Annotated in this window: 29 protein-coding genes and 1 pseudogene; 13 read left to right on the top strand and 17 right to left on the bottom strand. The window is 73.4% G+C overall.

The genetic code is table 11. From position 1 onward, the window contains the following. Positions 1-3: 3 nt before the first annotated feature. Positions 4-744 carry an SDR family oxidoreductase gene (locus tag ACF1AG_RS18915; protein ID WP_359600735.1) on the bottom strand — a complete coding sequence of 247 codons (741 nt, stop codon included), beginning with the start codon at positions 742-744 and terminating at the stop codon, positions 4-6. Positions 745-885: 141 nt separating this feature from the next. Here ACF1AG_RS18915 and ACF1AG_RS18910 point away from each other — a divergent pair, with 141 nt between their 5' ends. Together ACF1AG_RS18910 and lnt are read left to right on the top strand one after the other, a co-directional pair. Then, positions 886-1368: a nuclear transport factor 2 family protein gene (locus tag ACF1AG_RS18910; protein ID WP_359600736.1), complete on the top strand. Its 483-nt coding sequence runs from the start codon at positions 886-888 to the stop codon at positions 1366-1368. A 60-nt stretch (positions 1369-1428) separates the two neighbouring features. Then, entirely contained in the window at positions 1429-2997 is a 1569-nt protein-coding gene (gene lnt, locus ACF1AG_RS18905) for an apolipoprotein N-acyltransferase (protein ID WP_359600737.1), read from the top strand. On the opposite strand, the gene ACF1AG_RS18900 is transcribed toward lnt, so the two are convergent. Both ACF1AG_RS18900 and ACF1AG_RS18895 read right to left on the bottom strand, forming a co-directional pair. After that, a complete protein-coding gene (locus ACF1AG_RS18900; RefSeq protein WP_359600738.1) occupies positions 2921-3826 on the bottom strand; it encodes a Gfo/Idh/MocA family oxidoreductase in 906 nt (301 codons plus the stop codon). The genes lnt and ACF1AG_RS18900 overlap by 77 nt on opposite strands. Further along, positions 3823-5105: pseudogene (locus tag ACF1AG_RS18895) on the bottom strand (FAD-dependent oxidoreductase). Before ACF1AG_RS18895 ends, ACF1AG_RS18900 begins: the two are co-directional and overlap by 4 nt. A gap of 88 nt (positions 5106-5193) precedes the next feature. Here ACF1AG_RS18895 and ACF1AG_RS18890 point away from each other — a divergent pair. The 4 genes from ACF1AG_RS18890 (at position 5194) to ACF1AG_RS18875 (ending at position 7450) form a co-directional block, all read left to right on the top strand. Then, entirely contained in the window at positions 5194-5799 is a 606-nt protein-coding gene (locus ACF1AG_RS18890; protein WP_391810071.1) for a TetR/AcrR family transcriptional regulator, read from the top strand. Positions 5800-5863: 64 nt separating this feature from the next. After that, a complete protein-coding gene (locus ACF1AG_RS18885; protein ID WP_391810070.1) occupies positions 5864-6232 on the top strand; it encodes a VOC family protein in 369 nt (122 codons plus the stop codon). An 88-nt stretch (positions 6233-6320) separates the two neighbouring features. Next, positions 6321-6833, top strand: coding sequence for a DinB family protein (locus tag ACF1AG_RS18880; protein WP_359600742.1), 513 nt, complete (start codon positions 6321-6323; stop codon positions 6831-6833). A 146-nt stretch (positions 6834-6979) separates the two neighbouring features. Beyond that, on the top strand, positions 6980-7450 hold the full coding sequence (locus ACF1AG_RS18875; protein WP_387797251.1) for a hypothetical protein: 471 nt from the start codon (positions 6980-6982) through the stop codon (positions 7448-7450). 178 nt (positions 7451-7628) lie between these two features. Here ACF1AG_RS18875 and ACF1AG_RS18870 read toward each other — a convergent pair whose 3' ends face one another. From ACF1AG_RS18870 to fabG, 5 genes are all read right to left on the bottom strand, one after another. Next, complete coding sequence (locus ACF1AG_RS18870; protein WP_391810069.1) at positions 7629-8138, bottom strand: hypothetical protein; 510 nt, start codon at positions 8136-8138, stop codon at positions 7629-7631. A 144-nt stretch (positions 8139-8282) separates the two neighbouring features. After that, positions 8283-8966, bottom strand: coding sequence for a uracil-DNA glycosylase (ung, locus tag ACF1AG_RS18865; RefSeq protein WP_359600779.1), 684 nt, complete (start codon positions 8964-8966; stop codon positions 8283-8285). Positions 8967-9057: 91 nt separating this feature from the next. Then, positions 9058-10644: an ABC transporter substrate-binding protein gene (locus ACF1AG_RS18860; protein ID WP_359600744.1), complete on the bottom strand. Its 1587-nt coding sequence runs from the start codon at positions 10642-10644 to the stop codon at positions 9058-9060. A gap of 259 nt (positions 10645-10903) precedes the next feature. Further along, complete coding sequence (locus ACF1AG_RS18855; RefSeq protein ID WP_359600745.1) at positions 10904-11662, bottom strand: SDR family oxidoreductase; 759 nt, start codon at positions 11660-11662, stop codon at positions 10904-10906. Between the two features lie 11 nt (positions 11663-11673). Continuing rightward, positions 11674-12435 (bottom strand): 3-oxoacyl-ACP reductase FabG, encoded by a 762-nt coding sequence (fabG, locus tag ACF1AG_RS18850; protein WP_037638458.1) that lies wholly within the window; start codon positions 12433-12435, stop codon positions 11674-11676. 274 nt (positions 12436-12709) lie between these two features. On the opposite strand from fabG, the gene ACF1AG_RS18845 reads away from it, so the two are divergent. Then, a complete protein-coding gene (locus ACF1AG_RS18845; RefSeq protein ID WP_391810068.1) occupies positions 12710-13264 on the top strand; it encodes an excalibur calcium-binding protein in 555 nt (184 codons plus the stop codon). A 158-nt stretch (positions 13265-13422) separates the two neighbouring features. On the opposite strand, the gene ACF1AG_RS18840 is transcribed toward ACF1AG_RS18845, so the two are convergent. Both ACF1AG_RS18840 and ACF1AG_RS18835 read right to left on the bottom strand, forming a co-directional pair. Then, positions 13423-13806, bottom strand: a complete 384-nt coding sequence (locus ACF1AG_RS18840) for a DUF3037 domain-containing protein (protein WP_359752987.1) — start codon at positions 13804-13806, stop codon at positions 13423-13425. Next, positions 13803-14564, bottom strand: coding sequence for a HipA family kinase (locus ACF1AG_RS18835; protein ID WP_391810067.1), 762 nt, complete (start codon positions 14562-14564; stop codon positions 13803-13805). Before ACF1AG_RS18835 ends, ACF1AG_RS18840 begins: the two co-directional genes overlap by 4 nt. 201 nt (positions 14565-14765) lie before the next feature. On the opposite strand from ACF1AG_RS18835, the gene ACF1AG_RS18830 reads away from it, so the two are divergent. Both ACF1AG_RS18830 and ACF1AG_RS18825 read left to right on the top strand, forming a co-directional pair. Beyond that, a complete protein-coding gene (locus ACF1AG_RS18830; RefSeq protein WP_359600749.1) occupies positions 14766-15260 on the top strand; it encodes a Rieske (2Fe-2S) protein in 495 nt (164 codons plus the stop codon). A gap of 71 nt (positions 15261-15331) precedes the next feature. Continuing rightward, entirely contained in the window at positions 15332-15802 is a 471-nt protein-coding gene (locus ACF1AG_RS18825; RefSeq protein ID WP_359600750.1) for a pyridoxamine 5'-phosphate oxidase family protein, read from the top strand. On the opposite strand, the gene ACF1AG_RS18820 is transcribed toward ACF1AG_RS18825, so the two are convergent. Then, entirely contained in the window at positions 15777-16751 is a 975-nt protein-coding gene (locus ACF1AG_RS18820) for a LysR family transcriptional regulator (RefSeq protein WP_359600751.1), read from the bottom strand. The genes ACF1AG_RS18825 and ACF1AG_RS18820 overlap by 26 nt on opposite strands. 75 nt (positions 16752-16826) lie before the next feature. On the opposite strand from ACF1AG_RS18820, the gene ACF1AG_RS18815 reads away from it, so the two are divergent. Next, positions 16827-17783, top strand: coding sequence for a DMT family transporter (locus tag ACF1AG_RS18815; protein WP_359600752.1), 957 nt, complete (start codon positions 16827-16829; stop codon positions 17781-17783). Positions 17784-17880: 97 nt separating this feature from the next. Here ACF1AG_RS18815 and ACF1AG_RS18810 read toward each other — a convergent pair whose 3' ends face one another. Beyond that, positions 17881-19218, bottom strand: a complete 1338-nt coding sequence (locus ACF1AG_RS18810) for an aminotransferase class I/II-fold pyridoxal phosphate-dependent enzyme (RefSeq protein WP_391810066.1) — start codon at positions 19216-19218, stop codon at positions 17881-17883. A gap of 35 nt (positions 19219-19253) precedes the next feature. Here ACF1AG_RS18810 and ACF1AG_RS18805 point away from each other — a divergent pair, with 35 nt between their 5' ends. Continuing rightward, the gene (locus ACF1AG_RS18805; protein WP_359600754.1) at positions 19254-19940 is read left to right on the top strand and encodes a pyridoxamine 5'-phosphate oxidase family protein; all 687 of its coding nucleotides are present in this window, start codon (positions 19254-19256) and stop codon (positions 19938-19940) included. After that, on the top strand, positions 19940-20575 hold the full coding sequence (locus ACF1AG_RS18800) for an FMN-binding negative transcriptional regulator (RefSeq protein WP_359600755.1): 636 nt from the start codon (positions 19940-19942) through the stop codon (positions 20573-20575). The genes ACF1AG_RS18805 and ACF1AG_RS18800 overlap by 1 nt, the downstream gene beginning before the upstream one ends. A gap of 249 nt (positions 20576-20824) precedes the next feature. Here ACF1AG_RS18800 and ACF1AG_RS18795 read toward each other — a convergent pair whose 3' ends face one another. From ACF1AG_RS18795 to ACF1AG_RS18780, 4 genes are all read right to left on the bottom strand, one after another. Further along, positions 20825-21787 carry a DMT family transporter gene (locus ACF1AG_RS18795; RefSeq protein WP_387797220.1) on the bottom strand — a complete coding sequence of 321 codons (963 nt, stop codon included), beginning with the start codon at positions 21785-21787 and terminating at the stop codon, positions 20825-20827. 224 nt (positions 21788-22011) lie between these two features. Further along, positions 22012-22995 carry a DMT family transporter gene (locus ACF1AG_RS18790; RefSeq protein WP_391810065.1) on the bottom strand — a complete coding sequence of 328 codons (984 nt, stop codon included), beginning with the start codon at positions 22993-22995 and terminating at the stop codon, positions 22012-22014. A gap of 165 nt (positions 22996-23160) precedes the next feature. Then, the gene (locus ACF1AG_RS18785; RefSeq protein WP_359600758.1) at positions 23161-23694 is read right to left on the bottom strand and encodes a Clp protease N-terminal domain-containing protein; all 534 of its coding nucleotides are present in this window, start codon (positions 23692-23694) and stop codon (positions 23161-23163) included. 187 nt (positions 23695-23881) lie between these two features. Next, positions 23882-24529: a PadR family transcriptional regulator gene (locus tag ACF1AG_RS18780; RefSeq protein WP_359600759.1), complete on the bottom strand. Its 648-nt coding sequence runs from the start codon at positions 24527-24529 to the stop codon at positions 23882-23884. A gap of 186 nt (positions 24530-24715) precedes the next feature. Here ACF1AG_RS18780 and ACF1AG_RS18775 point away from each other — a divergent pair, with 186 nt between their 5' ends. Continuing rightward, the gene (locus ACF1AG_RS18775) at positions 24716-25525 is read left to right on the top strand and encodes a PhzF family phenazine biosynthesis protein (RefSeq protein WP_359600760.1); all 810 of its coding nucleotides are present in this window, start codon (positions 24716-24718) and stop codon (positions 25523-25525) included. Positions 25526-25578: 53 nt separating this feature from the next. On the opposite strand, the gene ACF1AG_RS18770 is transcribed toward ACF1AG_RS18775, so the two are convergent. After that, entirely contained in the window at positions 25579-26382 is an 804-nt protein-coding gene (locus ACF1AG_RS18770) for a type II CAAX endopeptidase family protein (protein WP_359600780.1), read from the bottom strand. Positions 26383-26408 lie beyond the last annotated feature (26 nt).

The raw sequence follows: 26408 nt of genomic DNA, 5'->3' as shown, positions 1-26408 counted from the left end.
TTCTCAGCGTCCGCCCGCGACCCTCAGCACCGTCCCCGTGGTGTACGAGGCGTCCGGCGACATCAGCCAGGCGACCGCCGCCGCGATTTCCTCCGCCTCTCCCGCCCGCCGGAGCGGAATGGTCCCGGCCATCTCCCGGACCCGGTCCGGCGCCCCCATCGCCGCGTGCATCTCCGTGTCGATCAGCCCCGGGGCGACACCGTTGACCCGCACCCCGGCGGGGCCCAGTTCCTTCGACAGCCCGACGGTCAGCGCGTCCACGGCCGCCTTGGTCGCCGCGTAGTGCACGTACTCGCCGGGGCTGCCCAGGGTCGCGGCGCCCGACGAGATGTTCACGATCACGCCCTCGCCGCGCGGCGTCATCAGCTGGGCGGCCCGACGCGAGCACAGCAGCGTCCCGACGACGTTCACGTCGACGACCCGCCGCAGGGTGTCCGTACCCACCTCGGTGAACGGCCCGAGCGGCCCGGTCACCGCCGCGTTGTTCACCAGCCCCGTCAGCGGCCCGAGTTCGCGCTCCGTCACCTCGAACAGCCGCTCCACGTCGGCCTCGACGGACGTGTCCGCCCGCACGGTCACCGCCCGCGCCCCCGCGGCCCGCACATCCTCGGCCACCTTTTCGGCGGCGTCGGCGTCCCGCACGTAGTTCACCGCCACGTCGTGCCCCTCCGCCGCCAGCCGGCGGCAGGTCGCGGCGCCGATGCCCCGGCTCCCCCCGGTGACCACCGTGACCAGACGCTTCATGAGTACCTCCAGGCGCAGAACGCGGAACGAAGATCCCAGACTCGCAGACGCCCCCCGCCCGCGTCGCACCCGGGCCCGCGGGCCGGGGAATGTCCGCGCACGCCCCTTGGCTGGGCCCCCCGCATGGTCAACACTGAGCCGATGACGCAGCGTGTGGAGCTCGCGACCGTACGGGACCGGCTGGACCTGGACGGCCTCGTCACCGACTACGCGGTGGCCGCCGCCGACGGTGACTGGGCGGCGTACCGACGGCTTTTCACCCCGGACGGGCGGGCGGACTACCGCGGCGCGGGCGGTGTCGAGGGGGACGCCGGGGCGGTGGCCGCCTGGCTGGCGGAGCGGCTCTCCGAGTTCCCCGTGCGGCAGTATCTGTTCGCCAACCGACAGGTGCGGCTCGGCACGTGGGAGCGGGACACCGGGGACACGGCCGAGGTGCGGACCGACTACGTCAGCCCCGCCTGCCGGGGCGGCGGGGACGGAACCGCCGTGCTCGATCTGCTGAGCGGCGGGCGGTGCGCGTTCACGGCGGTGCGCACCCCCGACGGCTGGCGGCTGAGCCGGGTCGTCGTACGCGAGACATGGCGGCGCCCGACCGGCGGACGGCCGGACGGTGTGATCGACTGAACCCGCGTCCGGCCGGGTGCGGGACGCACACTGGAGGCATCACGGGGTAGGGAGGCGCCCATGAGCAATCTCGGCCACCACCTCGCCTCCCCGTGGCGCCGCTCGGCTGCCGCCGCGGTCGCGGGCGCGCTGCCCGTCCTGGCCTTCCCCGCCCCCAACCTGTGGTGGGTCGCCTATGTCGCCCTGACCCCCTGGCTGCTGCTGATCCGGACCGCGCCGACCGGCCGCCGGGCCGCGTTCGACGGCTGGTGGGGCGGGTTCGGGTTCATGCTGGTCATGCACCACTGGCTGCTGCCCAGCCTGCACGTGTTCACGTTCGTCCTCGCCGCGCTGCTGGGCGCGCTGTGGGCGCCGTGGGGGTGGCTGGTGCGCCGGACGTTGGGCGGCTCACCGTCCGGCCCCCGGGTGGCGGTCGCGCTGCTTGTGGTGCCGTCGGGCTGGCTGACGATCGAGCTGATCCGCTCCTGGCAGGGGCTCGGCGGGCCGTGGGGCGTGCTGGGCGCGAGCCAGTGGCGGGTGGAGGCGGCGCTGCGGCTGGCGTCGGTGGGCGGCGTGTGGCTGCCGAGCTTCCTCGTGGTGGCGCTGAACGTCGCGGTGGCCGTGCTCGTCGCGGTGCGCCGGGCCCGGGTGCCGGCCGTGGCGGGGCTGGTCGCCGTGGCCGCCGTGGGATCGGCCGCCTGGGCAGGGGCGCCCCGCCCCGAGCAGACCGGGGAGCGGACACGGATCGCGCTCGTCCAGCCGGGAGTCATAGCCGGCCCGGACAGCGCCGACCGCCGCTTCGACCGCGAGGAGCGGCTGACCCGTGAGCTGGCCGGGCAGGACGTCGACCTGGTCGTCTGGGGCGAGAGCAGCGTCGGCTTCGACCTCGACGACCGCCCCGACCTCGCCCGGCGGCTTGCCGCGCTGTCCCGCGAGACGGACGCGGAGATCCTGGTCAACGTGGACGCACGGCGCTCTGACAAGCCCGGTATCTACAAGAGCTCGGTGCTGATCGGCCCGGACGGCCCCACCGGCGACCGGTACGACAAGATGCGGCTGGTGCCGTTCGGGGAGTACGTCCCGGCCCGCTCCCTGCTGGGCTGGGCGACGTCCGTCGGCAAGGCGGCCGGGGAGGACCGGCGGCGGGGATCCGAGCAGATCGTCATGGACGTGGGAGACGGTCTGCGGATCGGCCCGATGGTGTGTTTCGAGACGGCGTTCCCCGACATGAGCCGCCACCTCGTGCAGGACGGCGCGGGCGTGCTGCTCGCGCAGTCGTCCACGTCGACGTTCCAGCGGAGCTGGGCGCCCGAGCAGCACGCCTCGCTCGCCGCGCTGCGCGCCGCCGAGACCGGCCGCCCTATGGTGCACGCGACGCTGACCGGGGTGTCCGCCGTGTACGGCGCGGACGGCGGACGGATCGGCCCGTGGCTCGGTACGGACGCCTCCGCCGCGCACGTCTACGAGGTGCCGCTCGCCCGGGGGACCACGCTGTACGTCCGCTTCGGCGACTGGCCCCCGCAGGCGGCGCTCGTCGTCCTCGCGGTCTACGGCGCGGTGGGTCTCGTGCGGTCTAGGCGAGGCGCTCGTCGACCGCTCGTACCACCCGTTCGCACAGCTCATGGGTCGCCAGTGCGTCACGGGCGCTGAGCGTCTTCCCGGCGCGCACCGCGTCCAGGAAGGCGAGCGTCATCTGCTCGATGCCGCGCTGCCGGGACACCGGCACCCAGTCGCCGCGCCGCCGCACGGTCGGCTGGCCCTTGTGGTCGATCACCTCGGCGAGGTTGACCACCTGCCGCTTGGTGTCCTGGCCCGACACCTCGAGGATCTCCTCCGACGAACCGCTGAGCCGGTTCATCACACCGAGGGCGGTAAAGCCGTCGCCGGCGAGCTGGAGCACCACGTGGTGCAGCAGTCCGTCCTCGGCGCGGACGCGGACGGTGACGTCGTCGACCTGGCCGGGCACCAGGAAACGCAGGGTGTCCACGACGTGGATGAAGTCGTCGAGGATCATCCGGCGCGGCTCCTCGGGCAGCCCGACCCGGTTCTTCTGCATGAGGATCAGCTCGCGCGGGTGGTCCGCGCACTGCGCGTAGCCGGGGGCGTAGCGACGGTTGAAGCCGACGGCGAGGCTGACGCCGCGCTCCTCGGCGAGCGCCACCAGCCGCTCGGAGTCGGCGAGTTCGTACGCGAGCGGCTTGTCGACACAGGTCGGCACGCCCGCCTCGAGGAGCCGGGTGACGATCTGCGGGTGGACGTCGGTCGGGGCGTGCACGAAGGCCGCGTCGAGGCCGGCGGCGATCAGCGCGTCGAGGTCGGCGTGCCGCTGCGCGGCCGGGAGGCGGAGGGAGTCGCCGACGCGCTCCAGAGTGGCCGGGGTGCGGGTCTGCAGATGGAGCTCCACCCCGGGCTGGACGGCGAGCACCGGAAGGTAGGCCTTCTGCGCGATGTCGCCGAGCCCGATGCAGCCGACCTTCACGGTGTGTTCTCCTCTGGTCCTCGCCTGCCGTGGTCCGCTGCGAGCATACGGGGTGCCCCGGAGCCGTCCCCCTCCGCACCGGACGGCCCTCCCGGCGGGCGCCAGTCCGCCACCCCGTCGAACCCGCGCAGGAGGAGCGACGGGGCCGCCTTGGACAGCGCGGCCAGCGCGGAGTTCCGTACGGCGATGCCGGCGCGGCCGGTCGTCAGCACGTTGAGGCGCGCCGCCCGCACCGCGCGACGCGTGACGGCCGTGGTGCGCGGGAGGCGGACGGCGGTGTAGCCGGGGAGGGTGTCGGCGACGGGCTCGGCGGCGGAGGAGGGCATGCCCGGGCGGGGGAAGGCGAGGGTGATCGCGTCCTCGACCGCCTGGTTGCCGCCCTGGCCGAGGGTGGGCGGCATGGCGTGCGCGGCGTCGCCGACGAGGGCCACGCGGCCCTTGTGGAAGGCGGGAAGCGGCTCGGCGATGTGGTGGACGTCGTGCCGCAGGACGTCCTCGGGGCGGACGGCGGCCAACACCTCGGGGATCGGGCTGTGCCAGTCGCCGTAGCGGCGCAGCAGTTCGGCCCGTTCGTCGTCGGGGGCCTTCTCCCCCGCGGGTGCGACGGCGGCGGCGTAGGCGTACACCCGGCCGTCCTTGAGCGGATGGGTGCCCCAGATGGCGCCCCGGCCCCAGGTCTCGTGCGAGGGGAACGCGGGGCCGGGCAGCGCTGTGACCACGCGCCAGGTGGTGAAACCGCTGTAGACGGTGCCGGGACGGCCGGGGAAGAGGGTGCCGCGTACGGCGGAGCGGATGCCGTCGGCGGCCACCACCAGGTCGGCCTCCAGTTCCCCGTCGGACGTCTCCACACGGGCCGGCCTGCGGGGGTCGCCCGGGACGCCGGGGTCGGTCAGGCGGGCGGGGGTTCCGGTGCGGACGACGCCGGACGGTAGCCGTCCTGCCAGGTGGTCGACGAGGGTGGCGCGGTGCAGCAGGACGAGCGGGCCGCCGAAGCGTTCGGCCGCGGCGGCCGCCTCGGTACGGGCCAGCCACCGGCCGCTCGGCGTCCGCAGCCCGCCGTCGCCCTGCCAGGCGGACAGGGCGCGGACGTCGTCGCCCAGGCCGATGACGTCCAGGCGCGGAGGGCGTTGGGGGACAGCGAGATGGCCGCGCCCACCGGCTCCAGTGACGGGGCGCGCTCCAGCACCGTGACCCGCGCCCCGCGCAGGTGCAGGGCGGCCGCCGCCGCCAGCCCGCCGATGCCCCCGCCGATCACGATCGCCCGCTCGGCCGCTGCCATGGCTTCCTCCCGAGGTTGGGCAACTACATCTGTAGTGCCAGTCCCCTCCACCGTACTACAGCCGTAGTGAACCGAGTAGGTTGGCCGCATGTCCGCTCGCCCCGTCACCACCGCCGCCCGCGCCGACCTCGTCGCCGACACCGCACTCGCCCTGCTCGCCGAGCGGGGCATGCGGGGTCTGACACACCGGGCGGTGGACGAGAGGGCCGGGCTCCCCCAGGGCTCCACGTCCAACGTGGCGCGCACGAGGCAGGCCTTGCTGGAACTGGCGGTACGCCGCCTCGCCGACCGCGAGGAGCGGGTCCTCGCCCTCCAGGATCTTCCCGACCCGCGCGAGGGCACCGACGCCCTCCTGGACGCCCTGGCCCTGACGACCCACCGCGCCCTGACCCGGAACCGCGACCTCACCCTGGCGCGCTACGAACTCGCCCTGGAGGCCACCCGCCGCCCCGAACTCCGCGCCCACTTCGACGCGGCCGGCGCCCGCTTCCGCACCCTCCTCACGGCCCTGGTCACCGCTCTGGGCTCCCCGTCCCCCGACCGCCACGCCCTCGCCCTGATCGCCTGGGCCGACGGCCTCCTCTTCTCCTGCGTGGCGGGCTCGTACCACGCCGAGATCCCGACGGTCCCGGACATCCGGGCGGACCTGCGGGAGATCATCGAGGGGATGCTGGGGGCGCGGCCGGCGGAGTGAAGGCCGGTCTCAGGGCGGCGGAACCGGGCACCAGCCCCCTATGAAGCCCTCACCGCGATTCACGTTGGCCGCCTGCACGCTCGACGCGCCGGACGCCCGACAACTGGCGGACTTCTACGAGAGCCTGCTCGGGTGGCCGAGGCGGAGTGACGCGCCGGAGTGGGTCGAGCTCGCCCCGTCCGACGGCGGTGCGGGACTGTCGTTCCAGACGGAACCGCTCTTCTCGCCTCCGCGATGGCCGTCCACTCCGTCCCAGCAGCAGATGATGATGCACCTGGACATCGAGGTCGACGATCTGACCTCGGCGGTCGAGCGCGCCGTCGCGCTGGGGGCGACCGAGGCGGACTTCCAGCCCCAGGACGACGTGCGGGTCCTGTACGACCCGGTGGGCCACCCGTTCTGCCTCTTCGTGCGCACCGACGGCGACACCTGACCGTGACGCCGGAGCCGCACCGCCCTCCGGCCCGCCGACGCCTGAAAACCCCTGGTGTGACCCCCCGTTGGCGGGAAAGGATGCCGGAATGACGACCCAGCGCAGTGAACCCGGCCAGAACGCCGACGAACGGACCATGCTCGAAGGGTGGCTCGAGTACCACCGGGCGACGCTCGCTCGGAAGTGCGAAGGGCTGACCGACGGGCAGTTGCGGACCGCGTCCGTGGCGCCGTCGGAGTTGTCGCTGATGGGGCTGGTGCGGCACATGGCGGAGGTGGAGCGGTCGTGGTTCCGGCGGGTGTTCGCCGGTGAGGACGCCGGGCCGATCTACTTCGGGGAGGCCGACCCGGACGGGGAGTTCCACCTGGGCGAGGCGGACACCTGGAAGGACGCCTACGAGACCTGGCAGGCGGAGATCGAGGCCGCCCGGCGCAACGCGTCCGGCCACTCCCTCGACGAGCGCTCGCAGGGCCGCCATCACTCGCACTCCGAGCCGTGCTCCCTGCGCTGGATCTACACGCACATGATCGAGGAGTACGCCCGGCACAACGGTCACGCGGACCTGATCCGGGAGGCGATCGACGGCGCCACCGGCGAGTGACGTCACCCGCCACGCCGACGGGGCCCTCGAAGGTGGGTGGACATCACCCACGCGGGGGACTGCCGTGCCTGTCCCACCACCGCCCGGCGGGCGCAGCCAGCAAAGTGGCGGGGGTGCAGCGAACGACGACCACAGCAACGCTTCTGGTGACCGTGGCGGTCGCCGCCCTCTCGGGCTGTGTGACGGTCCAGCGTCCCCTCGCACCGGGCCCGGCGACCGCGCCGCCGCCGGGGGCCGGGCACGACGCGGCGGGGCGCGACGCGTCGCCGGTCGTGCAGGCGCCCGCGCGCGAGGCCCTGCGGCGGGTTCCGGCCGACTCCCCCGAGGCGTCCCCGTCCGGCCGGGCCAACCCGAAGGCCCAGCCCCCGAAGAAGGACGTGCCCCCCGACGCGCGCAACGGACAGGCGCCGCGCACTCAGCGGCCCCGCCCCGAACGGCCGCAGCCCACCCGGCGCACCCCTGCCCCACGCCCGCCCGCCCAGCTCCCGGGCGGCGGCGGGTCCCTGCCCGGGGGCACCTCCGGCGGCTCGGACGTCTGCGCGCTGGGCAGGGAGTACGGCGGCTGGCCGGCGGACAGCCCACAGGCACGCATCTGCCGGGACACCTACGGCCGCTGAGCAGGCCCAGGTCTCACCTCTGCCGGAGGACCCACGTCCGCTGCCCGGGCCCAGGTCTCACCTCCGCCGGGGATACCCACGGCCGCTGCCCGGGGCTTCCGGGGACACCCACGACCGTTGAGCGGACCCCGCTCTCACCTCTGCCAGGACACCCACGGCCGCTGAGCAGACCCCGCTCTCACCTCTGCCGGGGAGGCCCCTGCCCTCCGGGCGGCGTCCCTTCCTCCCCCAGCCGTGCCTCCAGCCGGCGGATGGCGGCCCGTACGCCCTCGCCGTAGCGGTCGTCGGCGAGGGCGCGGGAGGCGCCCCGCGCCCGGTCCAGATGGGCGCGGGCCGCGTCGGGGCGGCCGAGACGGACGTAGTCGGCGGCCAGATTCAGCTGCAGCGACGGGTACAGGGCGCGCACCGCCGGGGCGCCGCCGTGCGCCGGGCTCCCGCCGGCCTCCTCGGCCGCCGTCAACGCCCGCAGGTCCCAGGCCAGTTCGTCCTCGGGATCGTCCTGGGTGTCGGCAAGGTAGTGGGCGAGCGTGCATCGGTGCAGCGGGTCGCCGTCCTCTCCGATCTCCGCCCACAGGCCGAGGAAGCGGTGCCGGGCCTCCTCCCGGTCCCCCGCGTGGTGCAGCATCACGACCTGGCCGATCCGGGTGAGCAGGGCGTCCGGCGCCGCCTGCTCCTGTCGCTCCGTCACCGCGTCCTCCGCACCGTCGCCCGCTGTCGCTCCCGACGCTAGCCGCAGACGGGGACGATTCCGGACAGGCCGCACTGCGACGTGCCGGGGGCGACGGCGGCGCGCGGCGCCTGCCGCACCCGGCCGGGCGGGGACGCGGACGGATCAGCCCAGGTCGGGGATGGTCCAGTCGATCGGCTGGTGCCCCTGCGCCGCCACCGCGTCGTTGATCTGCGAGAACGGCCGGGAGCCGAAGAACTTCTTCGCGGACAGCGGCGAGGGGTGCGCCCCCTTCACCACCACGTGCCGGCTCTCGTCGATCAGCGGCAGCTTCTTCTGCGCGTAGTTGCCCCACAGCACGAAGACCGCCGGGTCGGGCCGGTCGGCCACCGCGCGGATCACCGCGTCCGTGAACAGCTCCCAGCCGCGCCCCTTGTGCGAGTTGGCCTCGCCCGCGCGGACCGTGAGCACCGCGTTGAGCAGCAGCACGCCCTGCCGGGCCCACGGCATCAGATAGCCGTTGTCCGGGACGGGCGTGCCCAGGTCGGCGTGCAGCTCCTTGTAGATGTTCCGCAGGGACGGCGGGGTCTTCACACCGGGCCGGACCGAGAAGCACAGCCCGTGCCCCTGGCCCTCCCCGTGGTACGGGTCCTGGCCGAGCACCAGGACCTTCACCTCGTCGTACGGCGTGGCCTCCAGGGCCGCGAAGACCTCCTCGCGGGGCGGGTAGACGGGACCGCGCGCCCGCTCCTCCTCGACGAACTCGGTCAGCTCCTTGAAGTAGGGCTGCTGCAGCTCGTCGCCCAGAACCCCGCGCCAGGACTCGGGCAGCATGGCGATGTCGGTCACGTCGATTCCCTTGCTCACGTGGTCGTTTCCGGTTCTCCGAACCTACCGGCGACCACTGACAGCCGGCCTCGCGGCCGGCTGCCGGGGCGTTCTACCAGCTGGTCTTCCGGGAGAGCTGCCACATCATCATGATCGTGGAGGGGTCGAGGGCGCGCTCGGCGCCCGAGATCTCCCGGCTCGCCGCGACGTACTGCCGGCCCTGCCACAGCGGGAGCAGCCGCGCGTCGTTCACGAGAATCTGCTGGGCCTCCTCGAACTGCTTCACCACGTTGCCCCGGTCGCTCTCGCGACGGGAGCTGGGCAGCAGATCGTTGACGATCTTCTTGGCCTCGTACGGCGTGCCGAGCGCGTTCTGCTCGCCGACGAACGGGGCGATGAAGTTGTCCGCGTCCGGGAAGTCCGGGAACCAGCCACGGCCGAACACCGGGTACTCGCCCTTCTGGTAGCCCTCGACGTAGGTCTTCCAGGGGCGGCTCTTCAGTGTGACGTCGAACAGCTCGGAGGCCTCCAGCTGCCGCTCCAGCTCCTTGAACTCCAGGGCGGTCTCGGAGCCGTAGCGGTCCGAGGTGTACCAGAGGGTGAGCGGCACCCGCTCGGTGATGCCGGCGTCGCGGAGGATCTCGCGGGCCTTGCCGGCGTCGGGCTCGCCGAAGTCGTCGAAGAAGCCGGTGGTGTGGCCGGTCAGGCCCTTCGGGACCATCGAGTACAGCGGGTCGACGGTGTCCTTGTAGACCTTGTGCGCGATCGCGGCGCGGTCGACGAGCTGCGCGATGGCCTGGCGCACGGCCTTCTTTCCGGCCCACGGATCCTTCGGGTTGAAGACCAGATAGTTGATGTCGGTGCCGGTGCCGTCGATGAGCTGGATCTCCTCCTCCTTGGAGGTCCTGCCCTGAAGCTCGACGATGTCGCCCGCGGCCAGACCGCGGTAGGTGAGGTCGATGCGCTTGTCGCGCAGCGCCCCGACCATCTCACCGGAGTCCTGGTAGTAGCGGATGGTGACCGCGTTGTTCTTCCGCTCGGCGTACCCCTTGTAGTTCTCGTTGCGGACCAGCCGGGCTTCCTTGCCCTCCTCGTACGCCTCGAGGGTGTACGGGCCCGATCCCACGACGCTCTTCTCCTCGCGGAGCCCGCCCGCGGGGTAGGAGTCGGGGGCGACGATCGACATCGCGGGGGTCGCGAGCACGAACGGGAACGTGGCGTCGGGCTTGTTGAGGTAGAAGACCACCTCGCGCTCGTTCGGCGCCTGGACCCGCTCGAGGCTGCCCAGCAGACCGGCCGGACCGCCGTTGACGTTGATCTGGCGGACGCGGTCGATCGAGTGCTTGACCGCCTTCGCGTCCAGTTTTCCGCCGTCGGAGAAGGTGAGTCCCTCGCGCAGCTCGCAGCGGAACACCTGGTTCGAGGTGTCGGAGAACTCGCACTTCTCCGCCGCGTCCGGCTGGGGGGTCGTCGCGCCGATCGGGTAACTCAGCAGCGTCTGGTAGATGTTGCGGAACAGCTCCCAGGAGCTGTCCCAGGACGCGGCAGGATCCAGCGTGCTCGGCGAGCTGGTGGTTCCCACGACGATGGGGCCCTCGTCCTCCGGGCTGTCGGACGCCAGGACGCCACATCCGGTCACCAGGGACGATATGGACGCGATGGCCGCCACCCGCCGCAGGCATCGATTCCGGTTGAACACGCGCACGCTCCTCGATCTGCCATACCAAGGGTCGGCGAACGATACCGCAGTGACACACCGGCTGACCCTCCTCGGAAGGACCCTTGAGATCAACTGGCGGATGACTACGTTGTCACGCGCGTTTCGTGCCCAAATCGCCGACACGGACGCCGTTTTCGTCAACGGCGTCCGTGTCGGACGGGGCGGTGGTGACAGGTGGGCACGCGTGGTGCGTGGATCCGGGCCCGCGGATCCGGGCCCGCGGATCCGGTTGTACGGATCAGCCGACGCCGGCGTTGAGGAAGATGCCGCCGTCGACGACGAGGGTCTGGCCGGTGACCCACTCGGACTGGTCCGAGGTGAGGAACGCGGCCGCGCCGCCGATGTCGGACGGCACGCCGAGCCGGCCCAGCGGGTAGGACGCGGCGGCCTCCTCCTCGCGACCCTCGTAGAGCGCCTGCGCGAACTTGGTCTTCACCACCGCCGGGGCGATGGCGTTGACCCGCACCTTGGGCGCGAACTCGTGGGCCAGCTGCTGGGTGAGGTTGATCAGTGCGGCCTTGCTGACGCCGTACGCGGCGATGAAGGGCGAGGGCGCGATGCCGGCGACGGAGGCGATGTTCACGATCGCGCCGCCGTTGTCCTTCTGCCAGGCGTGCCAGGTCTTCTGCGCGAAGCCCAGCGCCGAGATCACGTTGGTCTCGAAGACCTTGCGCGCCACGTTCAGGTCGAGGTCGGCGATCGGCCCGAACACCGGGTTGGTGCCCGCGTTGTTGACCAGGTGGTCGACCCGGCCGAAGGCCTCCATCACGCGCTCGACGGCGAGCGCCTGGTGGGCCTCGTCGTGCGCCTTGCCGGCCACGTAGACGGCCCGGTCGGCGCCGAGCTGCTCCACGGCCGCCTTGAGGGCGTCCTCGTTGCGTCCGGTGATGCAGACCCGGTCACCGCGCGCGACCAGCGCCTCCGCGACGCCGTAGCCGATGCCGCGGCTGGCGCCCGTGATCAGGGCGACCTTGCCGGTGGGTTCCACTGTCGTCATGTCCGGGTCCTTTAGTCGAGCGGTCCGCCGGCCACGTACAGCACCTGGCCGGAGACGAAGCCTGCCGCGTCAGCGGTGAAGAAGGCGATGGCGTTGGCGATGTCCTCGGGCTCGCCGACGCGGGCGACGGGGATCTGGGTGGCGGCGGCCGCCTTGAAGTCCTCGAAGCCCATGCCGACGCGGTCGGCCGTGGCCTTCGTCATCTCGGTGGCGATGAAGCCGGGGGCGACGGCGTTGGCGGTGACGCCGAACTTGCCGAGCTCCTTGGCCAGGGTCTTGGTGAAGCCCTGCAGACCGGCCTTGGCTGCCGAGTAGTTGACCTGGCCGCGGTTGCCGAGCGCGGAGGAGGACGACAGGTTGACGATGCGGCCGAAGCCGGCGTCCACCATGTGCTTCTGGCAGGCCTTCGACATCAGGAAGGCGCCGCGCAGGTGCACGTTCATGACGGTGTCCCAGTCGGAGACGCTCATCTTGAACAGCAGGTTGTCACGCAGGACGCCCGCGTTGTTGACCAGGATCGTCGGCGCGCCGAGCTCCTCGGCGACACGGGCGACGGCCGCTTCGACCTGCGCCTCGTCGGAGACGTCGCAGCCGACCGCGATCGCCTTGCCACCGGCGGCGGTGATCTTCTCGACGGTGTCCTTGCAGGCGGCCTCGTCGAGGTCCAGCACGGCGACCGCGCGACCCTCGGCGGCCAGTCGTACGGCGGTGGCGGCGCCGATGCCGCGCGCGGCGCCGGTGACGACCGCGACCCGCTGCTCAGTGGTGGACATTGCTGCTTCTCCTCGCCCTTGGATGCGGTTCCTGCGGCCGTCTCGAATCGGTGAGCGACCGCTTAGTACCTTCAGCAGACGTGACGCTAGAAGCCCTGGCACCCGGTGTCAACGGCGCACCGCGCGTGTGTGATCCATTCCCCGTGGCCGGGCAGGCCCTTCCGGCGTCCCGTCCCCTTCCCCGGCACCCGATCGGCCCAGCGCTGCGCGCCGTCGGCGCGGGCGGAACCTAGCGTCGAAGCGCGAGCTCCCGCGTCCGTAAAGGAGGCGCCCGATGCGCCGTCGCACCGGTGCCATAGGCACACTGATCGCGCTCGCCGCGATCGTGCCGATGGCCGACATCGCCCACGCCCAGGACCTGGACTGCAGCGACTTCACCTACCAGGAGGACGCGCAGACCTTCTTCGAGATGGACCGCAGTGACCCGCACCGGCTCGACGAGGACCCCGGCCCGGACGACGGCATCGCCTGCGAGGCGCTCCCCCGCCGCGGCCTGACCTCCTCCACGTTCCGCCCGGCCCCGACCTCCCGCCCGCCGACGCCGGCCCCGAGCCGCACGCCCACGGCGTCCCCCACCCAGCCCACGCCCACCCCGACGCGGACGGCCACCCCGACCCGGACCGCGACGCCCACGCCCACGCCCACGCCCACCGCGACGGTGTCCCCGACACGCACCTCCGCAGCCCCCGCCCCGACCCGCGGCGTCCAGGGCGGGCTGGGCGGCACCTCGCCCGACGGCCCGACGAACTGGGACCTCGGCATCGGCGCGACGTTCGTCGGCGGCGCGCTGCTGGCCACGGGGTACGTCCTCCACCGCCGCCGCCCCTGACGCGCACCCGGACGTCACCACCGACGACAACTCGGCTCCCCGGGCAGAGCAAGAAACGCGGCGCGAAGCCGACCGGGCCTCGCGCCCCCGGTCACCGTGGGCCGGCCCACAGGCTCCGCCACGGCCCCATGCCCGTCTCACGCCGCCGGATCACCGGCCTACCGGACCAGCAGGTCCAGCAAACGTTCCGTTTCCGCCCCCGGGTCCGTCGTCAGACCGGTGTGGACCGGGCCCGGCTGGACGATCGTCGAGCGGGGGGCGATCAGCCAGCGGAAGCGACGGCCGGGGTCGTCGTGGGCCGCCTGGCCCGCCGCCTCGCCGCCGGCGCAGACGCCCTCGACGGCCCGCAGCGCGGCCCGTACGCCGGGGAGGTCGGCGGCAGGGTCGAGGGCGAGCAGCCGGGCCTCGTCGAGGTGGGTGCGGGCCCCGACGTAGGAGAGGGGCCGGCAGTACACCAGCACCCCCGCGTTGATGCGTTCGCCGCGTTCGATGCGCGGCACGACGTGCAGCAGCGCGTACTCGTAGACGTGCAGGTCGCTCACCGGTCCCCCTCGAGTCCCTCGATGCGGTCGTGGATGCCGGCGGCGCGGGCGAGCAGCGGGCGGGCGTAGGCGCGCCGGAGGTCGTCGGGGCTGTCGAAGCCGGGTTCGCCGGCCAGCCACACGTCCGGGATCTGGGCGGTGACCTCGGCCAGCAGCTCCTCGGTGATGCGCGGGGCGAGGTCCGCCGCCGCGGCGACGTCCGGCGCGGCGCCTCGCAGCGCGTGGTCGGACGCGTCGTAGGGGCGGGCGGCGGAGGCCTCGGCGCCGGGCCAGTTGTGGTGCCAGATCATGGTCGCGCCGTGGTCGATGAGCCACAGCTCGTCGCGGCGGCGCAGCATGTTGGGATTGCGCCAGGAGCGGTCCACGTTGTTGACCAGCGCGTCGAACCAGACGATCCGCCCGGCCTCCTCGGAGCTCACCTCGAAGGCGAGCGGGTCGAAGCCGAGCGCGCCGGAGAGGAAGTCCGTCCCGAGGTTGGTGCCGCCGCTGGACTTCAGCAACTGCTGCACCTCCGGGTCGGGTTCGCCGAGCCCGAGCACCGGGTCGAGCTCGACGGTGACCAGGCGCGGCACCCGCAGTCCCAGCCGGCGGGCCAGTTCCCCGCAGACGACCTCGGCGACGAGCGTCTTGCGGCCCTGTCCGGCGCCGGTGAACTTCAGCACGTAGGTGCCGAGGTCGTCCGCCTCGATCAGTCCGGGGAGCGAGCCGCCCTCGCGCAGCGGCGCGATGAATCGGGTCGCGATGACTTCCTTGAGCATCGCCCCAGGCTACTGGCGTGTCGCCGCACGTCGGAGGCGGCCCGGTGGCGCGCCGCCGGTCGGCGACAGGCTACCGACAGCTGTGGCTTACGCCCCTCCGACCGCGCGCAGGCCAAGCTCTCGGCACTGCATGAACGGCGTGGGCCCGCCGACCGTACCTGTTTCCAGATCACGCTTCATCCCCGGAAGGGACACACCGGCATGACCGTATCGTTCCAGCCCGCATCGGGACCCGCCCGCCGCACGGTGGTGGCGGCCGCGGGGGCGGCCGGCCTCGCGGTGGCGCTGACCGCGTGCGGAGGCTCCGACGACGACGCGCCGGCCGCTCCGGCCGAGTCCGGCGGCGCGGCGGACGACACCGCGAACGGCGGCGGCTCGGACGGCAGTTCGGGAGGCGACGCCGCCGGCGGCACGCCGTTCGCCTCGACCTCCGACATCCCCGAGGGCGGCGGCAAGGTGTTCGCCGACCAGAAGGTGGTGGTCGTGCAGCCGTCGGCGGGCGAGTTCAAGGCGTACTCCGCCACCTGCACCCACCAGGGCTGCGCGGTGAAGAGCGTCTCCGACGGGCTCATCAACTGCCCCTGCCACAACAGCAACTTCTCCGTCACCGACGGCAGTGTGAACAGCGGCCCGGCGACCAAGCCGCTGCCCGAGGTGCAGATCACCGTCGACGGTGACTCCATCACCCTCGCCTGAACAGCCGGACCCGTGCACGATGGGGTGATCCGTGCACCGCACACGCACAGCACGACAGCAGAAGGGGCCGTATGACCGCCACGCAGCGCCGGGGTCGCAAGATCATGATGACGCCCGGGGAGCTGGACGACTTCCTCGCCGAACAGCGGACCTGCCGGGTCGCCACGGTGTCCGCCGACGGCATGCCGCACGTGAGCACCCTGTGGTTCGTGTGGGACGGCGTCTCCATGTGGCTGTACTCGGTGGTGCGCAGCAGGCGCTTCGCGGACCTGCGGCGCGACCCCCGGGTGGCGATCGTGGTCGACACGGGCGAGGAGTACGACGAGTTGCGCGGCGCGGAGCTGTCCGGGCGGGCGGAGTTCGTGGGTGAGATCCCCCGCACCGGCGAGCTGCGGGCGGAACTGGACGTACCGGAGACGCTGTTCGCCCGGAAGAACTTCGGCCTGGACGAGATGCCGCACGACGGACGGCACGCGTGGCTGCGGCTGACCCCGGAGAAGGTCGTGTCGTGGGACTTCAGGAAGCTGGCGCAGCTGTCCTGACGCCCTCAGCGGGAACCCCGGGCTCGGGAGCGTCGCCCGTCGGTGCGCCCCCGACCCGCTCCCCCGCCGCCCGCAGCGCCCGTACCGCCGCCCGGATCGACGGGCGGCGGTCCGCGTCGGCCCGCCAGACGACGAACACGTGCCGCCGGACGCGCTGCCGCAGCGGCACGGTCACCACACCGCGGGGCAGCGGGTCGCGTCCCAGCAGCGGCGCGACGCACACCCCGAGCCCCGCGGCGACCAGGTTGAGCTGGGTGTGACTCTCGGCCGCGCGGTGAGCGACGATCGGCTCGACACCCTTGGACCGCAGGGTGAACATCAGCCACTCGTGGCAGAACTCGCCCTCGCCCCAGGTGATCCACTCGTCCTCGGCCAGCTCCTCGAGGTCGATCTCCTCGCGCCCGGCGAGCGGATGGAAGGCAGGCAGGGCCACGTCGGCCGGGTCGTCCAGCAGCAGCGCCTTGACCAGCCCGTCGGGCAGCGGCATCGGCTTGTTGTACCAGTCGAGCACCACCGCGAGGTCGAGGTCGCCGCGCACCACGCCCCGGATGCCGTTCTCGGGCTCCATCTCCCTCGACCGCACCCGCAGTGCCGGATGGCGTTCCCTCAGGCCGGCGAGCGCGGCCGGGAACAGTCCGCGCGCGGCTGTCGGGAACGCGGAGATCCGCAGCTCACCGGCGACCTGCCCGCGCTGCGCCTCCAGGTCGGCCTGGGCCAGCTCCACCTGGGACAGGATGCGCGCGGCGTGCTCGGCGAGCAGCCGGCCGGCGTCCGTGAGCCGCACCCCGCGCCCGTGCTTGGCGAGGAGCCGCTGCCCCACCTCGCGCTCCAGCTTGGCCATCTGCTGCGAGACGGCCGAGGTGGTGATGTGCAGCCCTTCCGCCGCACCGCTGACCGAGCCGTGCCGGGCGAGGGCGTCGAGGGTCCGCAGGCGCTCCAGATTCAACATGTAAGCGATGCTACGAGATACCACGTGCGATTTCTCGATTGTGCTACAAGGTGAGTCTGCTCCATCGTTACCGGCATGACCAGCGTCACCGCGTCCACCGCCCCCGTCACCGCGCCCGGCCCCGAAGGCTCCGCCCCCGCGCCCGCCCGACCGCGCCTCGACTGGCGGCTGCGCTTCGCCGCCCTCTCCCTGATCTGGGGCTTCAGCTTCCTCCTCATCAAGGTCGGCACCCAGGGCTACGCCCCCTTCCAGGTCACCCTAGGCCGATTGGCGTTCGGCACGGCCGTGCTGGCGGTGGCCATGGCGGTACGGCGGGAAGGGCTGCCGCGCGGCGCCCGCACCTGGATGCACCTGGCGGTCGCCGGTTTCCTGCTCAACGCGCTGCCGTTCTCGCTGTTCGCCTTCGCGGAGCTGACCATCCCGTCCACCCTGGCCGGCATCTGCAACGCCACCTCGCCGCTGTGGGGCATGGCGCTGTCCCTGGTGGCGCTCCGCGAGGACCGGCCGACCCGGGTGCGGGTGGCAGGCCTGGGCCTCGGCTTCCTCGGCGTGCTGACCGTGCTGGGGGCATGGCAGGGCTTCAACGGCCTGGATGCGCGCGGTACGGCCCTGGCCCTGCTCGCCTCGCTGAGCTACCCCGTCGGCTGGATCTACGTCCGCCGCACTCTCGCCGGCAGCAGCGCGTCGCACCTGTCCCTGACGGGCGGGCAGTTGCTGCTCGCGACGGTGCAACTGGCGGTGGTGACCCCGCTGTTCACCTCGGTGCCGTCGAGTCTGGCGGTCGGCCCGCTGCTCGCGATCGCCGCGCTGGGCACGCTGGGCACGGGCCTGGCGGTCCTCGTCCAGTACGGCATCGTCGCCGAGGTCGGGCCGACGACCGGCCAGATGGTCACCTACTTCGTCCCGGTGATCGCCGCCGCGGCGGGCATCCTGCTGCTGGGCGAAACACTGACGTGGTCGACGCCGGTCGGGGCGGCTGTGGTGCTGGCGGGGGCGGCACTGACACAGGTGAAGCCGAAGCGGACGGGGTGACACCGGTACGCGCCCCCCTTCGCCCTGACACCGCACGCGCCCCGCACGCCCCCCCCTTCGCCGTGACACCGCACGCGCCCCGCACGCGCAGCGCCCCTCACGCGTACGTCCGGCGGTCCCCCTCCCCCGGCCGCACCGCTGCCGCGATCGCCTCGGACAGTGGTCCGATCTCCGCGTCCGTGAGGGTGGAGACGGTGACGCGGATACCCGGGGGCGTGTTCAGCCGGAAGCGTGCTCCGGGGGCCACGGCCCAGCCGGCGTGCAACAGCCGGGCGACCGCCCCGGTCTCGTCGGGGACCGGCACCCACAGGTTCATGCCGCTGCGCCCCCGCGCCACGATCCCGCGTCGGCGCAGCGCCGCGGCCAGCGCGTCCCGGCGTTCCCCGTACCGCGCCGCCACGCCCGCCGGGTCCACCGCGTCGTCGGCCCACAGCCGCGCCACCGCGCGCTGGAGGGTCAGGCTGACCCAGCCGGGCCCGAGCCGCTGGCGCCCGCGCACCCGGTCGAGCGTGAGGGCGTCCCCGGTGAGGATCGCGAGACGCAGGTCGGGCCCGTACGCCTTGGCCGCCGAGCGGGAGAAGGCCCAGCGGTGGGTGACTCCCGCGAGGGGGTGCAGCGGCAGGTCGACGATGTGGTGACCGTGGTCGTCCTCGATCACGAGCGTCTCGGGGTGGTCGGCGAGCACCGCCCGCAGCGCCTCCGCCCGCCCGGCGGTCAGCGCGGCGCCGGTCGGGTTCTGGGCGCGGTCGGTGACGATCAGTGCCCGCGCCCCGCCCTCCAGCGCCCTGCGCACGTCGTCGGGGAGGGGCCCTTCGTCGTCGAGGGCCACCGGCACGGTCCGCAGACCGAGCGCCGGCACCAGGTCCAGCAGACTCCCCCAGCCCGGATCCTCCACCGCCACCGCGTCCCCCGGACGCAGATGGGCGGCGAGCACCCGCTCCACCGCGTCGAGGGCTCCCGAGGTGACGGCGACCGGCCCCTCGGGCACCCCGTCGGCATGGAGTCCGGCCCGTGCGAGCCGCTCAAGCCCGGGATCCACCGGCGCGTGCCCGTACAGCACCGGCTCCTTGTCGCCCTGGGCCGTGGCCGCGGCGAACGCCCCGGCCAGCGGGGGCAGCAGCGTGGGGTCCGGGTTGCCGTCGGACAGGTCGCGCACGCCCGGCGGGACCTCCACGCGGATCATCTCGCGCGCGGTGGTGGCCGGCTTGGGCCGCACCCGGCTGCCCCGCCGACCCGCCGTCTCGATGACCCCGCGCTCGCGCAGGGTCCGGTACGCGGCGGCCACGGTGTTCGGATTCACTCCGAGCTGCTCGGCCAACTCCCGCATGGGAGGCAGAAGTTCGCCCGGCTGCAGGGCGCCTTCCCCCACCGCCCGCTCGATGCTCGCGGAAATCTCCGCTGCGCGCCGCCCACTGATCCGATACTCTCCTAGCACAAACCACATTATGCACTAGTGCAATGGAGTTGGCCATGCAGGGGCCCCAGCGACCGCAGCAGCGACCCGACACCGCCTACACGCCCACCGAGCGCACCGTCCCCACCCGCGCCCCCCAGCGCGCGTCGTACGACAAGGATCTGGTGCACGCGATACTCGACGAGGGCTACGTCTGCCACCTCGGCTTCGTCCGGGACGGCGCCCCGGTCGTCCTGCCCACGCTCTACGGCCGCGTCGGCGAGGTCCTCTACGTCCACGGCTCCACCGGCTCCCGTCCGCTGCGCACGGCCGGACGGTCCGACCAGGGGCTCCCGGTGTGCCTCACGGTCACCCACGTCGACGGCCTGGTGCTGGCCCGCTCCGCCTTCCACCACTCGATCAACTACCGCTCCGTGGTGGTGCACGGCACGGCGCACGACGTGACCGACCCGGAGGAGAAGCGGCAGGCGCTCGACGCCCTCGTCGACCACGTCGTGCCGGGCCGCTCCGCCGACTCCCGCCCGGCCGACAAGAAGGAACTGGCCGCCACGGCCGTACTCCGCATCCGCCTGGACGAGGTCTCCGCCAAGGCGCGCACGGGCGGTGTCAACGACGAGCCCGAGGACTTGTCCCTGCCGCACTGGGCGGGCGTGCTCCCGGTCCGCACCGCCTACGGGACCCCCGAACCGTCCCCGGACCTGGCCCCCGGCACGGAGGTTCCCGGCTACCTGACGGTGCTCTGATGCTGATCCACCCGTGGGACGCACCCCGCGACGACACATGGCAGCAGTGGCTGGCCACCCACGACTTCGGCCAGCTCGCGGTCAACGGCCGTCCAGGCGAACCGCCGTTCGTCCAGCCCCTTCACTTCGTCCACGACCCCGAACGCGGCGAGGCGGTCGCCCACCTGGCCCGCCCCAACCCGCTCTGGCCCGCGATCGAGTCCGCCCCGGACGTCCTGCTGAGCGTGGTCGACGACTACGCGTTCGTCCCCGGGCCCTGGCAGGCGGAGCCGGGCACCCCACCCGAACACGGCGTCCCGACGAGCCTGTACGCGGCGGTCCAGCTCCGCTGCCGCGCCCACCTCGTGGACGACCCGGCCGAGAAGGCGGCCCTGCTGAACCGCCAGGTCGGCCACTTCCAGCCGGAGGGCGGCTCCGCACGGGCCGCGGCCGGCGAGGCCCCGTACGGCAGGCTGCTGTCCGGCATCCGCGGCCTGCGCCTGGAAGTGACCGAGGTCCGGGCCAAGTTCAAGTACGCGGGCAAACGATCCCAGGCGGTCCGCGACCGCATCGCGGCCGGTCTGGAGGACCGAGGCCAGGCGCGGGACACGGCCGCCCGGGGACACGTCCTGAGGGTGGGTCCGACGGCCGGTTGAGAGGGGTGCGGAGGCGTTACGTCCGGACGGAGGCGGGGGTGCGGCGCGGGTGCTTCAGCACGGCTTCTCGCAACCGGCCGCCACGGTCCGGGCCACGCCCGGTCGTGAAGGCTTCCTCACAACCGGCCGCCACCGCCCGGACCACGGAGACCGTGCGCAGTCCCGTCCAGGCTCCACCCGGCGGCCCCTGGGCACCGGCCCGGCCGGTGCCCAGGGATACCCCGCCAACCGGCGGAGAACTCCCTCACCTCACGCCGGAACGGCCTCCTCCCGCGCCCTGCGGGCGGCCCGCGCGTCCCGGGCCTCTCCCGCCGCCAGGCCCGCCACCGAGCCCAGCATCAGCAGGGTGCCGACCAGCGTGGCCGCCGTGAGGCGTTCACCGAGCAGGGCGACGGCCAGCACCGCCGCGCTGACCGGTTCGAGCAGCATGATCACGGACACGGTCGCCGACCGTACGACCGCGGCTCCAGCGAAGTAGAGGCCGTAGGCCAGCGCGGTCGGCACGGTGGCGACGTAGGCGAGCAGGAGCAGCAGAGTGCCGGGCGCGTCGGTGTGCGGCATCAGCCCTTCCACCGCGGCGAACGGCAGGAGCACCAGGCTGGTGACGGCGAACGCCCCGACGGTCGCGCCGGAGGAGTCGGCGCCGCCGTCGCGCCCCCACCACCGGGTGAGCAGGGTCATCGCCGAGTAACCGGCGGCGGACACCAGGGCGAGCAGGACGCCCACCGGGTCGACCGTCGCGTTCCCGCCGCCGAGAACGAGCACCAGGAGCCCGGTGAGCGCGCCCGCGACGGACGCGAGCCCGCCGCGTCCCAGTCGCTCGCCCATGGTGAGCCGTGCCCCGACGGCGATCAGTACGGGACCGGCGCCCAGGGTGACGACGGTGGCCACGGCCAGGCCGGTCGCCGACACGGCGGCGAAGTAGGCCGTCTGGAACACCGCGAGTCCGACGCCGGTGGCCGTCGCCCGCGCGACCCGGCGGCGCAGCGGTGCCGGTGCGGCGGAGGCGCGGGAGCGCCCGAACAGCAGGCGCGCCGCGTACAGGACGGCCAGTCCGGCGGCGCACCGCCAGAAGGACAGGGCGACCGGCCCCATGTCACTGGTGCGGTACACCAGCGAGGCCGCGGCGCCCGCGGTGCCCCAGGCGGCACCGGCGACGACGAGGTAGATCAGGCCACGCCCTACGGGCAGGCCGGAGACGTTGTTCGACACGTGTTCTCTCTCCGCAGAGGCGCGCACCACGCGTGGGCGTGGGCGCGGAAGTTCGGAAGGGAGCCCGGCTCAGGCCCTGATCGGGCCGAGGGACCGGGGTCCACGGACTTCGTCTGCGGGCAGCACCGCGGCGCCCGGCACGCTGCCGGGCGTATGCGCCGTAGGGCCCGCCTCAGGCGGCCGGCGGCGGAAGAACACGTGCGCGCGTATGCATGATCAGTAGCCTATCCGGTGGTCCCGGGGGTGGACAACTCCCGTTCGGGGCCGCCGCTCGCGACGGGTCCCCCGGGTGTCTTCGCCGGGGCGGAGGACTGGGCGATGAGGGCCCCGGCGAGGACGATCACGCCGCCGACGACCTGCGGCGCCGACAGATGCTCGCCGAGCAGCACCCAGGCGAGGACGGTGGCGATGACCGCCTCCAGGCAGGCGACGACACCCGCCACCTGCGGGGAGAGCCGGCGCACCGACAGCACGCCGGTGACGTACGCGGCGACCGTGGCGACGAGGACGATCCACCCCAGGAGCAGGAAAGCGGCGACGGGCGTGCCGTCCATCGCGGCGGTGCCGGTGAGCACGGACCAGTCCATGGACCAGGGCCGCGCGACCACGGTGAGCACCGCGGCGCCGATCAACAGCCCGTACGCGATGACGCCGAGCGGGTCGGGGGACTCCTCGCTGTCGCTGCCCTGGTCGGACAGGACGAAGTAGCCGACCTGGCAGCAGGCGGCGCCGAGCGCGAGGGCGAGCCCCAGGGCGTCGAAGCCGAGCCCCGCCCACACCTCGACGACGCAGGCGAGACCGCCCACGGCGAGCACCACTCCGACGGCGGCGGCACGCGTCACCGGCCGCCGCTGCACGAACCGCACATAGCCGAGGACGAGGGCGGGCGCCAGGTACTCGACGAGCAGGGCGACGCCGACGGGGATGCGCGAGATGGCGGCGAAATAGCAGGCCTGCACGCCGGCCACGGCGAAGAGCCCGAACCCGGCGAGCAGTGCGGGCCGCCGTCTGAGCAGCGCGCGGTGGCGTACGGCGAGCGGCAGCATGACGAGCGCGGCGCCCGCCACCCGCAGCCACACGACGTGCAGCGGGTCGAGCCCGGCCTCGATCAACGGCTTGGCCGCCACACCGGACCCGCCGAAGGCCACGGCGGACACCAGAGCGAGGGTGAGCCCGATGCCCCTGGGGTGAGTCTTGAACACCGCCACATGATGCCATCCCGTGACAGCACCGTCACCCCTCAAGACACCTGACGGAAAACGCCCCAGAGGTGCGCGGGGAACTGTGCGGAAGGGGGTCCGGGGGCGAAGCCCACGAGGGACGGGAAGGGGAGGGGCGGAGGAAGCGAAGAAGACCCTGCCGCCGCACCCCGCTCACCCCCCGGCCCTCGCATCCACCCCCCGCACTACCTCCCCCGGCTCCACCCCGGCCCGCCGCACCACCTCGACAGCCCGGGCCCGCGGCTCCGCGACCAGCGCCGCCAGCAGATCCGTCCCCCGAACCATCCCGTCCCCCCGCCGAGCAGCCCGCTCCCGAGCCCGCTCCACGCACACCGCCGCCAGCGGCGAGAACCCGGTCGCCCCCTCCACGACCGGCGGCCCGCCCGAGTCCTCGACGCTCCCCTGCCACCTCAGCCCGTACCCGATGCTCCGCTGCACCAGATACCCGAGCAGCCGCGCCACCGTGGCCCCCTCGCCGAACGCGGCCCGCACCTCGGGGTCGGACTCGAGCAGGGAGTGCAGCAGATGGGCGGTGTCGATGTGCCGGTCGCCGCCCCGGAGCACCCTGCGCCGGGCGCCGGTCACGACCTCGGCCAGTTCCGCGCCCAGCCCGGCGTCGTCGTCCGCGCCACGGGCGGCCTGCGCCCGGGGCCACTGGGCCTGCTGCCGGGGGATACGGGATCGCACATCGCCCACCCCATCAGTCCGGGCGGCCCGGCACATCGGCGGCGGGACGCATCTCGGCGTCCCGCGGAGAGTGGAGATCGCGTGGCGAAATCTCCTCCTTGGGGACGAGATCAGGGCGCACACGCCCAAGGGGCGCACGCCACACGGCGCACGCCCCTCAGTCCCCCACCGACCGCCGGCGGCCGGCTCAGTGCTCGTCCGCGAGGATGAGATACAGCTTCTTACGGGCTTCGTTGATGACCGCGAGGGCCTTCTCCCGCTGCTCCTTGCTCCCCGTCTTCCAGACCTGCCCGAAGGCCTCCATCAGGCCGAACCCGGCCTGCCGGATCTCGGTCAGCGCCTCCCAGTCGACCCCGCGCGAGGCCTCCTCCCAAGGGGCCTCGGGTCCGTCCTCGGCGGCCGTGCGGCCGGCCTCGGTGAGGGAGAACAGCTTCTTGCCGCCCTCGGACTCGCTGACGATCAGGCCCTCGTCCTCCAGCAGTTGGAGGGTGGGGTAGACCGAGCCGGGGCTGGGCTTCCACGCCCCGCCGCTGCGTTCGGCGATCTCCTGGATCATCTCGTAGCCGTGCATCGGGCGGTCCTTCAGCAGGGCCAGGATCGACGCGCGGACGTCACCACGCCGCGCCCTCCCCCTGGGTCCGCCGCGCCCTCGGCCGCCCCAGGGGCCGCCGTGACCGAAGCCGGGACCCCAGGGACCGCCGGGTCCTCCCGGACCACCGGGGCCGAAAGGGCCGAAGGCGGCACGCAGGCGCTCGAAGTCGCCCCGTCCGCCGCCCCGCGGACCGCCGTACCCGTGCCCATGACCGTGTCCGTGCTCATGACCGTAGCCACCCATGGCAACCACTCCATTCCATCGTTGATCTATTGCGATGCTTCAACGATATATCGGAACCGATCGCACGACAAGACCCTCCCCCGGACGTCCGCATCCTCGACGGCACGGCCGACCGCCACCGGGACGAGGCCGCCTCCTTCGAAGTGGCCCGAGCCCTCGCGGTTGCCCGCCCTCTACCGTCGGGGCATGCGGATCCGAATCGTCGACGCCTTCACCGACCGTCCCTTCACCGGCAACCCCGCCGGAGTGATGCTGCTCGATGCCTTCCCGGAGGACTCCTGGCTGCAGAACGTCGCCCTGGAGATCAACCACGCCGAGACGGCCTTCGCCCACCCGCTGCCCGAGGGCGGCGAGGCCGACTGGGCGCTGCGCTGGTTCACACCCGTCACCGAGGTGGCCATGTGCGGCCACGCCACGCTCGCCACCGCGCACGTCCTGCACACCACCGGCGCCCACAAGGGCCCGGTGCGGTTCGCCACCCGCAGCGGCGTGCTGGTCGCGGAAACCGCGGAGGACGGCACCGTCACCCTGGACTTCCCCACGGCCCCGCTCACCGCCGTCGACGTGCCCGAGGGAGTCTCGGAGGCGCTCGGCGCACCCGTCCTGGCGGCGTTCGACACCGGCCCCCACGTCGGCGACCTGCTGGTCGAGCTGGCCGACGAGCGGACCGTGCGCTCCCTGCGCCCCGACCACAAGGCCCTGACGACGCACTCGGAGCGCGGCATCATCGCCACCGCCCGCGCGGAGGATCCGGCGGACGGGTACGACTTCGTCTCACGGTGCTTCTTCCCGAACGTCGGCATCGACGAGGACGCCGTCACCGGCAGCGCTCACACCGCGCTGGCGCCGCACTGGTCGCAGCGCCTCGGCGGCGCCACCCTCACCGGCCTCCAGGCCTCGCCCCGCTCCGGGCTCGTCCGCACCGAGGTGCGCGGCGCCCGCACCCTGCTGGGCGGCCGCGCGGTGACGGTCGTCGAGGGCGAGCTGCTGGTCTGAACCCCGCCACACCGAAGGGGGGCGTACGGATCACCGGACACCCCCCTTTCGTCTCACGCCGTCGGCAGCCAGCCGACCTTGCCCGCCAGCAGCGCGTACCCGACGAACGCGCCGATGTCGAGCAGCGTGTGCGCGGCCACCAGCGGTCCGACGCGCCCCCAGCGGCGGTACAGGTACACGAAGACCACGCCCATGACCATGTTGCCGATGAAGCCGCCGATGCCCTGGTACAGGTGGTACGACCCGCGCAGCACCGCGCTGCCCGCCATCGAGGCGGTGGGCGACCAGCCGAGCTGGTCGAGCCGGCGCAGCAGGTAGCCGACGACGACGACCTCTTCGAGGATCGAGTTCTGTGCGGCCGACAGGATCAGCACGGGGTACTTCCACCACACCTCGGGCAGTGCCTCCGGCACCACGGTGAGGTTGAAGCCGAGCGCGCGCACGGCGAGGTAGAAGGCGATGCCGCTGCTGCCGATGACCGCCGCGATCGCGGCGCCGCGGCCGAGGTCGGACCAGGGCCGGGCGCGGTCGAAGCCGAGGGTGCGCAGTCCGGCGCCCTCGCGCAGCAGCAGGTGCGCGACCAGGGCCACCGGCACCAGGGCGGTGGTGATGCCGAACAGCTGCCAGGCCAGGTCCAGCCAGGGGCGGCCCGGCGCGGCCGAGGCGTTGAGGGTGGCCGCCTGGTCCTTCAGTCCGCCCGGCCTGGTGACCGAGCCGATGAAGCTGATCAGCGCGGACACTCCGCTCGCGCCGAGCGACAGCGCGAGAACGAGCAGTGTCTCGTCGCGCAGCGTCCTCCGCGAGAGGGTCCGCTCCGGATACGCCTCGGCCCCCGGGCCCGCCGCCTCCGCCTGCACACCTGCCTCCACATCACCGATCGGTC

It is taken from the genome of Streptomyces sp. NPDC014764, from assembly GCF_043082785.1.
Lineage (GTDB): Bacteria > Actinomycetota > Actinomycetes > Streptomycetales > Streptomycetaceae > Streptomyces > Streptomyces althioticus.
Note: the sequence above shows the minus strand (reverse complement) of the source record. Positions and strands in the feature narration are given on the sequence as shown.

Bases quoted from the DNA above. Each gene is read 5' to 3' on its own strand.
- ACF1AG_RS18780 (WP_359600759.1), bottom strand. From the start codon at position 24,529: ATGGGTGGCTACGGTCATGAGCACGGACACGGTCATGGGCACGGGTAC.
- ACF1AG_RS18910 (WP_359600736.1), top strand. From the start codon at position 886: ATGACGCAGCGTGTGGAGCTCGCGACCGTACGGGACCGGCTGGACCTG.
- ACF1AG_RS18890 (WP_391810071.1), top strand. From the start codon at position 5,194: ATGTCCGCTCGCCCCGTCACCACCGCCGCCCGCGCCGACCTCGTCGCC.
- ACF1AG_RS18835 (WP_391810067.1), bottom strand. From the start codon at position 14,564: ATGCTCAAGGAAGTCATCGCGACCCGATTCATCGCGCCGCTGCGCGAG.
- ACF1AG_RS18855 (WP_359600745.1), bottom strand. From the start codon at position 11,662: ATGACGACAGTGGAACCCACCGGCAAGGTCGCCCTGATCACGGGCGCC.
- ACF1AG_RS18915 (WP_359600735.1), bottom strand. From the start codon at position 744: ATGAAGCGTCTGGTCACGGTGGTCACCGGGGGGAGCCGGGGCATCGGC.
- ACF1AG_RS18815 (WP_359600752.1), top strand. From the start codon at position 16,827: ATGACCAGCGTCACCGCGTCCACCGCCCCCGTCACCGCGCCCGGCCCC.
- ACF1AG_RS18800 (WP_359600755.1), top strand. From the start codon at position 19,940: ATGCTGATCCACCCGTGGGACGCACCCCGCGACGACACATGGCAGCAG.
- lnt (WP_359600737.1), top strand. From the start codon at position 1,429: ATGAGCAATCTCGGCCACCACCTCGCCTCCCCGTGGCGCCGCTCGGCT.
- fabG (WP_037638458.1), bottom strand. From the start codon at position 12,435: ATGTCCACCACTGAGCAGCGGGTCGCGGTCGTCACCGGCGCCGCGCGC.
- ACF1AG_RS18775 (WP_359600760.1), top strand. From the start codon at position 24,716: ATGCGGATCCGAATCGTCGACGCCTTCACCGACCGTCCCTTCACCGGC.
- ACF1AG_RS18805 (WP_359600754.1), top strand. From the start codon at position 19,254: ATGCAGGGGCCCCAGCGACCGCAGCAGCGACCCGACACCGCCTACACG.
- ACF1AG_RS18825 (WP_359600750.1), top strand. From the start codon at position 15,332: ATGACCGCCACGCAGCGCCGGGGTCGCAAGATCATGATGACGCCCGGG.
- ACF1AG_RS18880 (WP_359600742.1), top strand. From the start codon at position 6,321: ATGACGACCCAGCGCAGTGAACCCGGCCAGAACGCCGACGAACGGACC.
- ACF1AG_RS18830 (WP_359600749.1), top strand. From the start codon at position 14,766: ATGACCGTATCGTTCCAGCCCGCATCGGGACCCGCCCGCCGCACGGTG.
- ACF1AG_RS18820 (WP_359600751.1), bottom strand. From the start codon at position 16,751: ATGTTGAATCTGGAGCGCCTGCGGACCCTCGACGCCCTCGCCCGGCAC.
- ACF1AG_RS18845 (WP_391810068.1), top strand. From the start codon at position 12,710: ATGCGCCGTCGCACCGGTGCCATAGGCACACTGATCGCGCTCGCCGCG.